We start from the raw sequence: 14,282 nt of genomic DNA on the forward strand, positions 1-14,282 counted from the left end.
TCCTTGAGAGTCACGCCGACGACACCGCCCCCGCCGGTGCCTCCACCCGATTCTGGGTCTGTCCGAAGCGGCCGATCATCAGCGGAAGGAACAGATCGTGGAGGCATGGGCACGGTGGTGCTACCGGCACAAGCTCCTGGTCCTGGTGCTGTGGGTGTCGGCGCTGGCCGGTCTCGGGGCGGCCGGGACCGCGGCGGGCGGCAGTTACGCCAACATGTTCGGCATCCCGGGCACCGACTCCTCCCGGGCTTACGACCGGATGGCCGAGGTCTTCCCGGAGAGCGCGGGCGACACGGTCAACGTGGTGTGGCGTGTCGACTCGGGGGCCGTCGGCGACAGTTCCGTACGCGACCGGCTCGAACCGGCACTCGACCGCATCGGCTCCCTGCCCGGCGTCGGCGACGTCGTCGGCCCGTACGGTCCGGGCCCCGACGGGGCCGCGCGGATCAGCGAGGACGGGCGGACGGCGTACGCGCAGGTGACCTTCGCCCAACAGGCCGACGCCGTACCGAAGGAGCTCGTCCAGGACGTCGTGGACACCGCGCGGAGCGCCGAGCGTGCCGGACTCCAGGTGGAGCTCGGCGGGCAGGCGATCACCCGCATCTCCGCACCGCCCACCGGCATCGCCGAGGTGGTCGGCATCCTCGCCGCGGGCGTCGTCCTCTTCCTCGCCTTCGGCTCGCTCTTCTCCATGCTGCTGCCGATCACCGTGGCGGTCTTCGGAGTCGGTACGGGACTCATGTCGACGCTGCTGCTGAGCCATGCCGTCGACGTGCCCGAAGTGGCCTCGCTGCTCGGCTCGTTGATCGGTCTCGGCGTCGGTATCGACTACGCGCTGTTCATCGTCACCCGGCACCGCAGAGCACTCCTCGGCGGCAGATCACCCGAGGAATCGGCCGTCCAGGCGCTCAACACGGCAGGCCGCGCGGTGCTCTTCGCGGGCGGCACCGTCTGCGTCGCGCTCGCCGGCATGCTGGTGACGCGGATGAGTTTCCTCGAAGGCGTCGTCATCGCCACGTCGTTGACGGTCGTCCTGAGCGTGCTGGCCGCGATCACCCTGCTGCCCGCGCTGCTCGGACTCCTCGGCGAGCGGGTACTGAGCCGCGGGCAGCGCCGCAGGCTCGCGGCCGAGGGACCGGAGCCCGCCGAGGCGAAGGGCGCGGCGGCCCGCTGGTCGGCCACCGTGCAGAAGCGCCCCAGGGCCGTCGCGGCGGTCGCGGCAGTCCTGATGGCCGCGCTGGCGATCCCCGTCCTGTCGCTGCGGCTCGGCGCGACCGACCAGGGCAATCATCCCGAGGACCGGACGACCCGGCAGGCGTACGACCTGCTCGCCGAGGGCTTCGGCCCCGGCTTCAACGGACCGCTCCAGCTCGTCGTGGAGACGGGTGAACTCGGCGCCCCCGGCGACCCGGACGTGAAAGCGGCCGTGGACGCGCTGGTCGAACGGGTCGCCGCCGACGACGGCGTGGCGATGGCCGCCGCGATGCCTCCGCCGCCCGGCTCGAAGGTCCCCGTGACGGTCGTCCAGGTCGTCCCCACCACCTCGCCGCAGGACGTGCGGACGGACCAGCTGATCGACCGGCTGCGCGACGACGTCATCCCCGGCTCCGGCATGGAGGTCCATGTCGGCGGAGTGACCGCCGTGTTCAAGGACTTCTCCTCGGTCACCGCCGACCGGATGCCCCTGTTCATCGCCACGATCATCGGCCTGGGCTTTCTGCTGCTGCTTCTCGCCTTCCGCTCCGTCGTGGTGCCGCTCACGGCCGCCGTGATGAACCTGGTGGCCGCCGCCGCGTCCTTCGGGGTGCTGGTCGCGATCTTCCAGTGGGGCTGGGGGGCGGAACTGCTCGGCTTCGGGAGGGAGGGCCCCATCACCGCGTTCCTGCCGGTGATCATGCTGTCGATGCTCTTCGGGCTCTCGATGGACTACCAGGTCTTCCTCGTCAGCCGTATGCACGAGGAGTGGGTGCACACCAAGGACAACGCCCGCGCCGTACGGGTCGGGCTCGCCGAGACCAGCCGCGTCATCAACTCCGCCGCGCTCATCATGATCTGCGTCTTCGGAGCGTTCGTACTGAGCGGCGACACCGAGGGGGCCGTGGCGGGGGTCGGACTGGCCGCCGCCGTCGCGCTGGACGCGTTCGTCCTGCGTACGGCGCTGGTCCCGGCGGCGATGCACCTGCTCGGAAGGGCCAACTGGTGGCTGCCGGGCTGGCTGGAGGAGCGGCTGCCGCACCTGGCCGTGGAGCCCCCGGAGCCGGCCACGCGGACGACGGCTCAGGTCCCCGGCACGCACGCGGACAAGGGAACGGCCTCCGGCGGCGGCACCACTGTCGTACACGGCTTCGTCCTCGACCAGGAGGGCGCGCCCGTCGCCGACGCCGTACTGACCTTGGTCTCGCCCGCGGGCAAGCAGCTCGACCGGGTGGCGACCCTCGCCGACGGCGGGTACATTCTCAGCGCCCCGGCCGGCGGCTCGTATCTGCTCGCCGTGACCTCCGACGGCCACGAACCGTGGACCAGGCACATCCTGGTCGGCGGCGAGCCGCTGATCCACGATCTGACGCTCAGCCCTTCGGAGGCCGCGTCACCATCGCACCCGGCATGAACTCCAGCAGAAGTTCGTGGAGTTGATGTACGACAGGGCGCAACAGCCGGTACCGGGAGAGTGCTATCACGCGGGCGACCACCGGTGTGGCACGCACCACCAGCCTGCGGCTGCGCCCGGCGTCCTCCGTCCGGTCGTACACCCAGTACAGGACCAGACCCATCTGCATCAGCCACAGCAGGTGCGGCAACTGCTCCGCCAGTTGGGGGTCGATCCGGGCCGACGAGCCGGCGAGCACCCGCTCGTGGATGGCGACGGCGGCCTCGCGGGCCGGGGCCGAGTCCGGCGAGAAGGGGCTGAGCGGGCTGTCGGGGTCGGCGGCGTTCTTGAAGAACTGCGCGGCGAAGCGGTGGTACGGCTCCGCGATGTCCAGCCAGGTCAGCAGGACGCCCGTCAGGCGGACCGCCAGATCGGTCTCGTCCGCGAGGACCGGCCTCACGGCGGCCGCGTGCTCGGCGGCTATTCGGTCGTAGAAGCCCTGGACGAGATGTTCTTTGGAGGAGAAGTAGTAGTACGCGTTCCCGACGGAGACGCCGGCCTCCCCGGCGATGGACCGCATGGTCGTCCGGTCGTAGCCCTTCTCCTCGAAGAGGCGCAGCGCTGTTTCGAGGATGAGTGTGCGGGTCTGCTCGCTCCGGGAGGCCTTGATGTCGTCTCTGTCCTTCGGATCCTCGGGGCCCGTCGCTTCCCTCACGCCGAGCGGGCCTGAACGGTGGAGCACGCCGCACCACCCGTCGAAATATGATGCCGTCCGCCGCCTCTTCGGGAAGAGTCGGGCCCATGATGCGTGCGGAGGATGTGCTGGCCGTCCTGGACCTGCTCGACCGGGCCGGTGTCGAGGTCTGGCTCGACGGCGGCTGGGGCGTCGACGCCCTCCTGTGCGAGCAGACCCGTCCCCACGACGACCTGGACGTCGTCGTACGGGCCGAGAGCCTGGCCCACCACGAACGGACGATGCGCGACCACGGCTTCCGGCCGCTGTGCGAGGACGGGCCGTACAACCACGTGCTGGTGGACGACGCCGGCCGAACGGTCGACGTCCACGTGGTGGACCTGGGCGCCACCCGGACGGACGAGCGGGGCGTCAAGGTGCACGGGCCCGGCGGGCTGCCCTATCCGGTGGGGTCGCTGACCGGCGGCGGCCGGGTCAGGGGCCGCCGGGTCGGCTGCTGCACGGCGGAGTACCAGGTCGCCTCGCACACCGGGTACGCGATCGACGAGGACGACGAACGGGACGTCCTGGCCCTGCACCACCGCTTCGGCGTACCGCTGGCCGGGCGGGTGCGCGCGTGGCACGAGGAGGAGGGCTGGGGCGTGCTGGACGCCGCCAACCTCCGGGAGGACGTGTGGGCGCACTTCTCGGCCGTCGCCGGCGAGGAGTATGCCGAGCCGACGGTGGGTCAGGCCGTCACCTTCTCCGTCGAGGAATCGGAGCGGAACGGCTACCGCCGCCGCGCGGTGGCGGTCTGGCCGGAAGGCACCGCGCCCGAAGGCACGGCGCCCGACGGCGCCGCGCCCTCCACCGTTACATCGAGCTGAGCGAACGGGCGTAGCTGATCTGCCCCATGACGATCTGGAAGCTGTCCGGACCGGTCGCGGGGAGCATCGTCGAGTGGTGCTTGCCGCCGCTGGTCACCGTGACCTGGATGAAGCCGGTGGTCGTCTTCTCCTTCATCAGGAGGAAGAGCAGACCGAGCAGACAGAAGATGAAGAAGACGATCGCCAGGATGATGGCGTGGGTCGGGATCTTCTCCTCCGTCCGCGACATGTCCGTCGCGTTCCACACCGCGCCGCGCAGCGGCAGCGTGCCGGACGGCGTCACGATGCCGTCGTTCATGACGGTGATGTCCCCGATCGACACCAGCGGCGTGCCGCCGTAGGACGTGGGAACGAGCTGGCCGGCCGCCAGCGTCGGGTCGTACCCCGGGCTGCCCTGACCGGGATAGCCGTACCCCGGCGCCGGATTGGGATAGCCGTAGCCCGGCTGGGTGGGGCCCCATCCATAGGCCCCGTCCCCGTCCGGATTCGGGTTCGGATTCGCCTGGCTCATGTCTCCCCGCTTCCCCTGTTTCCGCTTGGTCTGACTGAATCCTGGCACAGAAAGGGCCCGTACCGTACTGGCCGTTACGGCTTTGTACGGAAACGGGCCCTCACCGCGCGGGCGGGCGCCGGGCGCTCAGAAGCGCCGTGTGATCAGCGCGCGCTTCACTTCTTGGATCGCCTTGGTGACCTCGATACCGCGCGGGCAGGCGTCGGTGCAGTTGAACGTCGTGCGGCAACGCCACACGCCGTCCTTGTCGTTGAGGATCTCAAGACGCTGCTCGCCCGCCTCGTCACGCGAGTCGAAGATGAACCGGTGCGCGTTCACGATGGCCGCCGGGCCGAAGTACTGCCCGTCGTTCCAGAACACCGGGCACGACGACGTGCACGCGGCGCACAGGATGCACTTCGTCGTGTCGTCGAACCGCTCGCGGTCCTCCGCCGACTGGAGCCGCTCACGCGTCGGTTCGTTCCCGGTGGTGACCAGGAAGGGCATCACGTCGCGATACGCCTGGAAGAACGGCTCCATGTCCACGACCAGGTCCTTGAGGACCGTGAGGCCCTTGAGGGCCTCGACCGTGATCGGCTTCGTCGCGCCGGTCTTCTTGTCGAACGACGTGATGTCCTTGATCAGCGTCTTGCACGCGAGACGGTTCTTGCCGTTGATCCGCATCGCGTCCGAGCCGCAGATCCCGTGCGCGCAGGAGCGCCGGAAGGTCAGCGAGCCGTCGACGTCCCACTTGATCTTGTGGAGGGCGTCGAGGACGCGCTCCTTGGGGTCGATCTCTATCGAGAAGTCCTCCCAGTGGGACTCGTCGGAGATCTCCGGGTTGAAGCGGCGGATCCGCAGCGTGACCGTGATGTACGGCGATGCCGCGGCCTCGGCCTCGACCTTGTCCAGTAGGGGAGTTGCCATCAGTACTTACGCTCCATCGGCTGGTAGCGGGTCTGGACGACCGGCTTGTAGTCGAGACGGATGGACTCCGTGCCGTCGTCGCCGACCTCGCGGTACGCCATGGTGTGGCGCATGAAGTTCACGTCGTCCCGGTTGGGGAAGTCCTCGCGGTAGTGGCCGCCGCGCGACTCCTTGCGGGCGAGCGCCGACACGGCCATCACCTCGGCCAGGTCGAGCAGATTGCCCAGCTCGACGGCCTCCAGCAGATCCGTGTTGAAGCGCCGGCCCTTGTCCTGGATGGACACGCGCAGATAGCGGTCGCGCAGCTCGCCGATCTTCTCGACGGCCGTCTTGATCGTCTGCTCGGTGCGGAAGACCATGACGTTCGCGTCCATGGTCTCCTGGAGCTCGCGGCGGATGTCCGCCACCCGCTCGTTGCCGGTCGAGGAGCGCAGCCGCTCGACCTGCGCCTCGACCAGCTCGGCCGGGCTCTCCGGGAGTTCGACGTGGTCGTGCTTGGCCGCGTACTCGGCGGCGGCGATGCCGGAGCGCTTGCCGAAGACGTTGATGTCGAGCAGCGAGTTGGTGCCCAGCCGGTTGGCGCCGTGCACCGACACGCACGCGACCTCGCCTGCCGCGTACAGACCGGGCACGACCGTCGTGTTGTCGCGCAGGACCTCGCCCCGGACGTTGGTCGGGATGCCGCCCATCGCGTAGTGCGCGGTGGGCTGGATCGGGATCGGGTCCGTGTACGGCTCGATGCCCAGGTACGTACGGGCGAACTCGGTGATGTCCGGGAGCTTGGCGTCCAGCTGCTCCGGCGGCAGGTGCGTCAGGTCGAGGTAGACGTGGTCGCCCTCGGGACCGCAGCCGCGGCCCTCGCGGATCTCGGTGTAGATCGACCGCGAGACGACGTCACGCGAGGCGAGGTCCTTCATGACGGGCGCGTACTTCTCCATGAAGCGCTCGCCGTCCTTGTTGCGGAGGATGCCGCCCTCACCGCGGGCGCCCTCCGTAAGGAGGATGCCCATGCGCCAGATGCCCGTGGGGTGGAACTGGAAGAACTCCATGTCCTCCAGCGGCAGTCCGCGCCGGTAGCAGGCCGCCTGGCCGTCGCCGGTGAGCGTGTGCGCGTTGGACGTCACTTTGAAGAACTTGCCGGTGCCGCCGGACGCGTAGATGACCGCCTTCGCCTGGAAGACATGGATCTCACCGGTGGCCAGCTCGTACGCGACCACGCCCGCCGATGTCTTGACGCCGCCGATGTCCACGATCAACTGGTCCAGGACGTAGAACTCGTTGAAGAACTCCACGCCCTCCTTGACACAGTTCTGGTAGAGCGTCTGGAGGATCATGTGGCCGGTGCGGTCCGCCGCGTAGCAGGACCGGCGGACCGGGGCCTCGCCGTGGTTACGGGAGTGGCCGCCGAAGCGGCGCTGGTCGATGGTGCCGTCCGGCGTCCTGTTGAACGGCAGACCCATCTTCTCCAGGTCCAGGACCGCGTCGATGGCCTCCTTCGCCAGGATCTCGGCGGCGTCCTGGTCGACCAGGTAGTCGCCGCCCTTGATCGTGTCGAAGGTGTGCCACTCCCAGTTGTCCTCCTCCACGTTGGCGAGCGCGGCGGCCATGCCGCCCTGCGCGGCGCCCGTGTGGGACCTGGTGGGATACAGCTTCGTCAGCACGGCGGTACGGCTGCGCTTGGTCGACTCGATGGCCGCGCGCATACCGGCGCCGCCGGCGCCGACGATGACGGTGTCGTACTTATGGATCTTCATTGCTCTCGTCAGCCCCGGGCCTTAGCGGATGTTCGGGTCGAAGGTGAAAATCACCAGCGTGCCCAGAAGGATGGTGAACACCGTGGCGGTGTACAGCAGACCCTTGAGCCACAGGCGGGTGTTGGCACGCTCCGCGTAGTCGTTGATGATCGTGCGCATGCCGTTGCCGCCGTGCAGCATCGCCAGCCACAGCATCAGCAGATCCCAGGTCTGCCACCACGGGGACGCCCAGCGGCCGGCCACGAAGGCGAAGCCGATCCTGGCCACACCGCCGTCCAGCACCAGTTGGATGAGCAGATGGCCGACGACCAGGACGACCAGGACGACGCCGGACAGGCGCATGAACAGCCAGGCGGCCATCTCGAAGTTGCCGCGCGTCGCCTTCGGCGTCTTCGCGGTGCGTTTGCGTGGCGGCTCGATGAGCGGAGCCGGGTGGTCGACGTCGAAGACGCTCACGCCCTCGACGGGACTGATCGCGGCCGTGGAGCCGTTCGCGGTGGTGTCTGCGGACATCGGTCAGCTCCCCCAGAGTTCGCGTGCGGCATGACCGAGTACGGGGTAGATGGCGCCCAGCATGAGGACGAGCCAGACTCCCACGACGCTCCAGAGCATCTGCTTCTGGTAGCGCGCGCCCTTGGACCAGAAGTCCACGGCGATGACACGCAGGCCGTTGAGCGCGTGGAAGAGGACGGCGGCCACGAGGCCGTACTCCAACACGCCGACGATGGGCGTCTTGTAGGTCGCTACGACGTCGTCGTAGGCCTCGGGGGAGACGCGGACGAGTGCGGTGTCCAGTACATGGACGAACAGGAAGAAGAAGATGGCGACGCCGGTGACTCGATGAGCCACCCATGACCACATTCCTTCCCGGCCGCGGTACAGCGTTCCAGCCGGCACGGAAAAGCCCTCCGGGAGCGGGGATCGGGGCCGGCCGCCATCTTCTACTCGATGAAGCACAGTGGTGTCGGTCGCGCCCGGCCGGGTACGGTCCACCGGCCCTGGCCATCGTAGCGACGCTTTGTCGGCTCGACTGCCCGGGGGCCCGCTCGTGTGATCAAACAGGCAGTCAAACAGCCACGGACGGGCTATCCGGACGGCCGTAGTCGTTCGATTCCTGCGAAACACGGGGAGCGGGCGGTTCCGGTTGGCGGCCCGCCAGGTGCCCGTCGGGGTGGTCGGGCTGGTGGGGCTGGTCCACCAGGCGCGCGACCCTGGAGCGCGCGAGCCGGCGCAGTTCGTCGGCGGCGACGGCGCGCTCCTCGTCCGGGTCGTGGGCCAGCCGCTCGCGGATCCGGGTCAGCACCTGGTTCAGGCGTTCCTCGGGGCGGTAGTGGTCGAGACTGATGACGAACGCGTGGCCGAAACTGCTCTCGTACGCGGCGTGCGCCGCCCGCAGCGCCGTCCGGGCGGCGAGCGGCGCCCCGTGGTGCGGGTCGGCCGACGTCTCGTCGGCGAGTGCTCCGGCGAGGTCGGCCAGGGACAGGTCGTAGCTCGCCTCGTCGGCGGCGGCCAGGAGCGCGTCGACGGTCGGATAAGGGCGATGGTCGGTGAGCCGGCGGGCCCAGCGGCGGTTTCCGCAACAGGCCAGCAGCGCGTGCTCGACGGTGTCGGCCGGGGCGGCGTTGAAGCGCGCCAGACCGGCGTGGGAATCGCTGGACAGCGTGGGCTCCTCGGACGCGGCGTCACAGCTCGGGCGGCAAAGGCCGCAGGCCGAACGGGTGACAGGAGGTGATAGGAGTAGTGACGGAAGTGAGGGCCGATAAGGGCGAGACGGATGTTTCGCAACGCTAACCATGGCCGGTGGCGGGCGCCCGACAGATGCGCGAATTTCACCCGGACGGGACGGCTTCGGCTCGCGCGACGGACGCGGACATGGGACGTTCGCCCTACTTCCTTCCTCTTTCTTCTATTAGGGATGGTCACGGATGAGGTGGAACTCCCCAGGGACTCTGGTGGGCGGCGCCGCTGTCGTGGCGGCCGCCGTCACCCTCACGGTGGTGGCCTGGCCCGACGCCACCCCGCCCGACCGCGGCGCGTCGGCGGGAACCACCGCAACGGCGCCCGCCGCCACCAGCGAGGCGTCGTCGGCACGGTCCGACACCCGCCCGGCCGCACCCGACCCCTCGCGCAGCTTCGCGCTCTCCAAGGCGCCGCGCACCGTGCCCTCCGTACGGCAGCACGAGGCGGCCCGCGGGCCCGGCTGGCGGCCCGGCGGCGACAGCGGTGTCGTCATCGCGAAGAACAGCGGGAAGCTGGCCGACGAGGGAAAGCTCCTCGCCACGGAGCTGAAGATCGACTACCGGGGCGCGGTCGCGGCCAAGGCCGGTGACGTCGAGCTGGCCCTGGAGTCGGGCAAGCAGGCGGGCCCCGAGTCGTACACCCTCACCGCACGCGACGGACGCGTCCGGATCGCCGGGCCCGATGAGGCCGGGGTCTTCTACGGGACGCGCACGCTCAAGCAGTCGGTACGCGCGGACGGAGGGATACCGGAGGGTGTCGTACGGGACCGGCCCGACCGCCCGCAGCGCGGACTCAACCTGGACATCGCGCGCAAGTACTACACACCCGGCTGGATCGAGGACCGGCTGCGCGAGATGGCCGACCTCAAACTGAACCAGCTGGGCCTGCACTTCTCCGACGACCAGGGCTTCCGTATCGCGTCGGACACCCATCCCGAGATCGTGTCGGAGCAGCACCTCACCAAGGCCGAGGTCCGCGGGATCGTCGCCCTCGCAGGGCGGCTGCACATCAACATCATCCCGGAGATCGACTCACCGGGGCATCTGGGCGCCGTGATGGCACCCCATCCCGAGCTCCAGCTCCGGAACGTCAACGGGCAGCCCACCCGCGGGGCCATCGACATCTCGAAGCCCGCCGCCGCGAAGATCGTGGACGAACTGCTGCGTGAGTACGACACGTTGTTCCCCGGGCCGTTCTGGCACATCGGCGCCGACGAGTACCAGGCGCTCGTGGTCCGTAACCCCGAGGCGTCCTTTCCCCAACTGGCCGCCGCCGCACGGAAGAAGTACGGCGCCGACGCCAAGGTCCAGGACCTGACGACCGGTTGGATGAATGACCGCGCGGCCGTGGTGCGGGCGCAGAAGAAGGACGTCCATGCCTGGAACGACGGCTTCTTCGCCGGCGGTGTCGTCAAGGCCGACCAGAACCTCCAGGTCGACTACTGGACCGGCAAGGAGATCGGCGCGCGGCCCCCGCTGGACTATCTGCGGGAGGGCCGGCCGGTGGTGAACCTCAACGACGAGTTCCTCTACTACGTGCTAGGCCAGCCGAACGACTTCGTGTACCCGACCGGGCAGCGGATCTACGAACAGTGGACCCCGTTCGTGCTGCGCGGCACGACGCCGGTGCCGGAGAGGTACTCGAAGCTGATCCTCGGCGCGCGGTTCGCGGTGTGGGGCGACATCGCGACCGCCCAAACACAGGACCAGGTGGCGGACGGGATCCGGCTGCCGCTGGCGGCGCTCTCGCAAAAGGTGTGGAACCCGGTCAAACCGGGGCTCACCTGGGCGCAGTTCAGATCGCTGGCGAACGAGGTGGCCGGGTAGGCGCCGGAGTTCTGTCCTTGATCGCCGAACCCGCTGTGTTCTGTCCTCAATCGCCGGACGGGCTTGCTGTGTTCTGTCCTCAGTCGCCGGACGGGCTTGAATCAGCCTGTCCGGCGATTGAGGACGTAGCGGTCGTTGGGTGGGTCTTCCTCGCGAACCGAACCGGTTTTTCTGAGCCATCAGTGACGTTTTTCAGCCGCCGGGCGCTTTAATGAGCAGTATTCTGCCCGCGACGGGAGACGTGAATGAGCCTGGTGGAACTGATCGTTCAGGCGGATGAGCGAGGGCTCGCCGCGAGTGGGGTCGCCTGCCTCGACCGCTGCCTGCCGCTGCTCGCCGACGAAGGCGAGGTACTGCGCCCGCTCTGGTCGGGCATCGCGGACGGCGCCGAGACCTGGGCCCCGCGCCTCGCGGCGGCCAGGGAAACCATGGAGGCGGCCGTCATCAACGACGAAACGGCCGTCCTCGTACGGAAGATGCTCGCCGCCGCGCCCTCCGAGTGGTCGGCCGAACCACTGCGCGCCTGGTCCGACAGCTGCTCGGTGGTGGCGCTGGAGATCCACCAGCAGTTCGATGTGGTGGGCGACCGGGTCATCGGCGCGGCCGGCACCGCCGTGGGCGGCGCGTACAGCGACTGGGTCGAGCGCTGCCGTACGGGAGTGGCCGACGGCGACGAAGGGAAGCCCGGCATCGGACCGTTCACCGCCGGGCCGCTGGTCTCCGGTGAACTGCGCCGGCAGATCCAGATCCTGGAGATCCTGTCCGAAACAGCGGGCGCGGCGGGCTTGCGCCAGGCGCTCGACCTTTCGATCGAGGGCCAGCGGGTGCTGCGTGCCGTCGTGTCGCGCCGGGCCAGGGCCCAGGGCTGACCCCGGGCTCGTACGGCATCGCGGCCACGGGTGTCAGAGGCGCCACAGGGCCGCTCCACGTCTGCTGAGAATCAGCGAACGGGCAGGTCACAGCTGTGCACGCGGGGGGTGGAGAGGACGACCGGGGCCGCCACCCCCCACAGGAGAGGCCCCGGTCGTCTTCCGGCGGGGACGCTCTGCGGCCCCGTACTCATGTCAGCGTCAGGAGAGCGTTTTCTGTCACACCGGGGTCGGTCAGTTAGTTGTTGCCGGTTGTACAAAATATGGACTTGGGCATCCGAGAGGCCGTAGCGTGCAGGAGCGCGTGGGGGCGCGCGGCAGTGACCAGCCGCGATTCAAGACAGGTTGTGTGGAGTGCTGGGGGACGACGCGGAGCTCACCGCCGCGGTGCTCGCGGCACAGGACGGGGACGAGACTGCGTTCCGGACTGTGTACCGCGCAGTGCACCCGCGGTTGTTGGCTTATATACGAACGCTCGTCGGCGAGCCTGATGCCGAGGACGTGGCTTCTGAGGCCTGGCTCCAGATAGCCCGCGACCTCGAACGCTTCAGCGGCGACGCCGACCGCTTCCGCGGCTGGACCGCGCGCATAGCCCGTAACCGCGCCCTCGACCTCATACGGATGCGCGGCAGGCGCCCGGCGGCCGGCAGCGACGAGACCGAACTGGCAGGCAAGCCCGCCGATTCGGACACCGCCGACGAGGCGATGGAGGCCCTGTCCACCGGCACGACCATGGCACTGATCGCGCAACTGCCGCAGGACCAGGCGGAGGCCGTCGTGCTGCGCGTCGTGGTCGGGCTCGACGCGAAGAGCGCGGCCCGGACACTCGGCAAGCGGCCCGGCGCCGTACGGACGGCGGCCCACCGAGGGCTCAAGCGGCTGGCCGAGATGCTGGGCGCCGACGGCCCGGAACCGCTGGACGGCCCCGACGGATCCGACCGTTCCTCCTCGGCGGACGCCGCCGAACGCACCCCACACGGTGCCATCGCGCACGGTGGTGCGGTCAACGGCCTGGAGCTCGGATCCGTACCGCCGCAGCGCGGCCGTCACCAGGACGCTCCCGAGCCCGCCGGTGTGACGCATTCGCCGCCGGGGACGCAGAAGGACATGTGATGGCGCACGAGCGTGAGACGTGGCTCAACCACGGCGTCGCGGAGCTTCTGCTGCGCGGCCGGCCGGTCGAGACCGCCGATGAACACGCCCAAGCGCAGGCCGACCGGCTCGCCAGGGTCCTGGCGGAAGCCGCGCGCGTCGCGAGCCCGAGCGAGGGCGGGGGCGACCGCGAGGGCGGGGACGCGCGCGCCGGTGTCGCCGCGGGCTCGGGCGAACTGCCGGGCGAGGAAGCCGCGCTGGCCGCGTTCCGGCAGGCCGTCGGGACGTCGGGACGGACCGTTGCGCGGAACCGGGTCACGGACGCCGATGCCGACGCCGATGGGATCGGGACCGTACGCCTCGGACCCGAGCAGCGGCGCCGGGTAACTCTGCCGAGCTTCGGACGCCCGATCCGGCTGGGTCTGGCCGCGGCCATGGCCGGGTGCGCGCTCAGCGGGGTGGCCGCCGGAGCGGGTTATCTGTACGCGCCGTCCGCCGGTGAGAGTTCGCCCAGGCCGGCGAATTCCGTCTCGGGCGCCATGACTCCGGAGGCCCTGGTGTCCGAATCGCCGAGCACCGGCGTCAGCCCGCCGCCCCTTCCGGGCGAGTCGTCGGGCAGCGACGGCTCGGGCTCGGTAGTGCCCGGGGCCACGGGCACGCACTCGACGGCGGGTACGCCCGGCTATGGCGGCCCGAAGGGCGGCAAGGACAAGGGCGACAAGGGGCAGGTGGCCGGCGACGGCTGGAAGAGCGGAGACGGCGAGAAGCGGTACGCCAAGCTCGTCCAGGCCTGCCACGAGTACCGGAACGGCACGATCGCCGCGGGAAAGAAGAAGCTGCTGGAGGAAGTGGCCAAAGGGCCCGAGGGTGTCACCCGGTTCTGTGACGAGTTGCTGAGCAGCGGCTCGGGCGGCGACGGCCATTACGAGGGCGCTCCCGGCCACGGCGACGACGGCGGCAGTACCGGTGGCGACGACGGCGACGACGGTGGCAGTGGCGGTGGCGACGACGGCGACGACGGTGGCAGTGGCGGTGGTGACGGGCCGCAGAACGGCGGCCCAGCCGACGGTGGCGGCACCGGCGGAGGCACCGACGGTCCTGGCACGGACGGCGGCGGTACCGACGGTGATTCCGGACAGCCGTCGACCGGCTGGCCGGGCGGCAACTACGGCGAGACCATCGGGATGGACCCGGACCCCGAGGGAACGGACTTGCCTCCCCTGCTCCCGGTGACGCCCAACGAGGGTACGGACGCCGGTACGGACTCCGACGCGGGCTCGGATCCCGGTACGGACCAAGCCACCCCGTAGCCACGCGCAGGGTGACCGCGCACGTGGCCGGTTCCCGTCATCCGCTCCCGAAACTTATTCCGGGTCATCGCGCCCGCATCCACCCGAACCGCCCGCGCCGCCCTCGATTTTCGGCCAGGATCGGCGC

At 69.9% G+C, this 14,282-nt stretch carries 13 protein-coding genes; 6 read left to right on the forward strand and 7 right to left on the reverse strand.

Annotated elements, in window-relative coordinates; genetic code table 11:
• Window positions 1-97: 97 nt before the first annotated feature.
• On the forward strand, window positions 98-2,608 hold the full coding sequence (locus tag ACIBBB_RS34020) for an MMPL family transporter (RefSeq protein WP_398988946.1): 2,511 nt from the start codon (window positions 98-100) through the stop codon (window positions 2,606-2,608).
• On the opposite strand, the gene ACIBBB_RS34025 is transcribed toward ACIBBB_RS34020, so the two are convergent.
• Complete coding sequence (locus ACIBBB_RS34025; RefSeq protein WP_398988949.1) at window positions 2,568-3,302, reverse strand: TetR family transcriptional regulator; 735 nt, start codon at window positions 3,300-3,302, stop codon at window positions 2,568-2,570. The two genes, ACIBBB_RS34020 and ACIBBB_RS34025, sit on opposite strands and share 41 nt — an antisense overlap.
• Window positions 3,303-3,388: 86 nt before the next feature.
• On the opposite strand from ACIBBB_RS34025, the gene ACIBBB_RS34030 reads away from it, so the two are divergent.
• Window positions 3,389-4,147: a nucleotidyltransferase domain-containing protein gene (locus ACIBBB_RS34030; RefSeq protein WP_398988951.1), complete on the forward strand. Its 759-nt coding sequence runs from the start codon at window positions 3,389-3,391 to the stop codon at window positions 4,145-4,147.
• Here the strand turns inward: ACIBBB_RS34030 and ACIBBB_RS34035 are convergent.
• The 6 genes from ACIBBB_RS34035 to ACIBBB_RS34060 form a co-directional block, all read right to left on the reverse strand.
• The gene (locus ACIBBB_RS34035; RefSeq protein ID WP_398988953.1) at window positions 4,134-4,658 is read right to left on the reverse strand and encodes a hypothetical protein; all 525 of its coding nucleotides are present in this window, start codon (window positions 4,656-4,658) and stop codon (window positions 4,134-4,136) included. The genes ACIBBB_RS34030 and ACIBBB_RS34035 overlap by 14 nt on opposite strands.
• A 126-nt stretch (window positions 4,659-4,784) precedes the next feature.
• Window positions 4,785-5,564 carry a succinate dehydrogenase iron-sulfur subunit gene (locus ACIBBB_RS34040; RefSeq protein WP_398988954.1) on the reverse strand — a complete coding sequence of 260 codons (780 nt, stop codon included), beginning with the start codon at window positions 5,562-5,564 and terminating at the stop codon, window positions 4,785-4,787.
• On the reverse strand, window positions 5,564-7,318 hold the full coding sequence (gene sdhA / locus ACIBBB_RS34045; RefSeq protein ID WP_398988957.1) for a succinate dehydrogenase flavoprotein subunit: 1,755 nt from the start codon (window positions 7,316-7,318) through the stop codon (window positions 5,564-5,566). Before sdhA ends, ACIBBB_RS34040 begins: the two co-directional genes overlap by 1 nt.
• A 21-nt stretch (window positions 7,319-7,339) precedes the next feature.
• Window positions 7,340-7,831, reverse strand: a complete 492-nt coding sequence (locus ACIBBB_RS34050) for a succinate dehydrogenase hydrophobic membrane anchor subunit (RefSeq protein WP_398988959.1) — start codon at window positions 7,829-7,831, stop codon at window positions 7,340-7,342.
• Between the two features lie 3 nt (window positions 7,832-7,834).
• Window positions 7,835-8,215, reverse strand: a complete 381-nt coding sequence (gene sdhC / locus ACIBBB_RS34055; protein WP_189107523.1) for a succinate dehydrogenase, cytochrome b556 subunit — start codon at window positions 8,213-8,215, stop codon at window positions 7,835-7,837.
• A gap of 169 nt (window positions 8,216-8,384) precedes the next feature.
• On the reverse strand, window positions 8,385-9,113 hold the full coding sequence (locus ACIBBB_RS34060; protein WP_398988961.1) for a 2-oxo-4-hydroxy-4-carboxy-5-ureidoimidazoline decarboxylase: 729 nt from the start codon (window positions 9,111-9,113) through the stop codon (window positions 8,385-8,387).
• Window positions 9,114-9,243: 130 nt separating this feature from the next.
• Here ACIBBB_RS34060 and ACIBBB_RS34065 point away from each other — a divergent pair, with 130 nt between their 5' ends.
• From ACIBBB_RS34065 to ACIBBB_RS34080, 4 genes are all read left to right on the forward strand, one after another.
• Window positions 9,244-10,884 (forward strand): family 20 glycosylhydrolase, encoded by a 1,641-nt coding sequence (locus ACIBBB_RS34065; protein ID WP_398988963.1) that lies wholly within the window; start codon window positions 9,244-9,246, stop codon window positions 10,882-10,884.
• Between the two features lie 245 nt (window positions 10,885-11,129).
• Entirely contained in the window at window positions 11,130-11,753 is a 624-nt protein-coding gene (locus ACIBBB_RS34070; protein WP_398988965.1) for a hypothetical protein, read from the forward strand.
• 354 nt (window positions 11,754-12,107) lie between these two features.
• Window positions 12,108-12,866, forward strand: coding sequence for an RNA polymerase sigma factor (locus ACIBBB_RS34075; RefSeq protein ID WP_398988967.1), 759 nt, complete (start codon window positions 12,108-12,110; stop codon window positions 12,864-12,866).
• Complete coding sequence (locus ACIBBB_RS34080) at window positions 12,866-14,155, forward strand: hypothetical protein (protein WP_398988969.1); 1,290 nt, start codon at window positions 12,866-12,868, stop codon at window positions 14,153-14,155. Before ACIBBB_RS34075 ends, ACIBBB_RS34080 begins: the two co-directional genes overlap by 1 nt.
• The last annotated feature ends 127 nt before the right edge of the window (window positions 14,156-14,282 follow it).

The organism is Streptomyces sp. NPDC051217 (genome assembly GCF_044455465.1).
Lineage (GTDB): Bacteria > Actinomycetota > Actinomycetes > Streptomycetales > Streptomycetaceae > Streptomyces.

What these genes read in the sequence shown, in the direction of transcription:
- ACIBBB_RS34030 (WP_398988951.1), top strand. Translation starts at nt 3,389, where the DNA reads ATGATGCGTGCGGAGGATGTGCTGGCCGTCCTGGACCTGCTCGACCGG.
- ACIBBB_RS34035 (WP_398988953.1), bottom strand. Translation starts at nt 4,658, where the DNA reads ATGAGCCAGGCGAATCCGAACCCGAATCCGGACGGGGACGGGGCCTAT.
- ACIBBB_RS34040 (WP_398988954.1), bottom strand. Translation starts at nt 5,564, where the DNA reads ATGGCAACTCCCCTACTGGACAAGGTCGAGGCCGAGGCCGCGGCATCG.
- sdhA (WP_398988957.1), bottom strand. Translation starts at nt 7,318, where the DNA reads ATGAAGATCCATAAGTACGACACCGTCATCGTCGGCGCCGGCGGCGCC.
- ACIBBB_RS34050 (WP_398988959.1), bottom strand. Translation starts at nt 7,831, where the DNA reads ATGTCCGCAGACACCACCGCGAACGGCTCCACGGCCGCGATCAGTCCC.
- ACIBBB_RS34060 (WP_398988961.1), bottom strand. Translation starts at nt 9,113, where the DNA reads ATGGTTAGCGTTGCGAAACATCCGTCTCGCCCTTATCGGCCCTCACTT.
- ACIBBB_RS34065 (WP_398988963.1), top strand. Translation starts at nt 9,244, where the DNA reads ATGAGGTGGAACTCCCCAGGGACTCTGGTGGGCGGCGCCGCTGTCGTG.
- ACIBBB_RS34070 (WP_398988965.1), top strand. Translation starts at nt 11,130, where the DNA reads ATGAGCCTGGTGGAACTGATCGTTCAGGCGGATGAGCGAGGGCTCGCC.
- ACIBBB_RS34080 (WP_398988969.1), top strand. Translation starts at nt 12,866, where the DNA reads ATGGCGCACGAGCGTGAGACGTGGCTCAACCACGGCGTCGCGGAGCTT.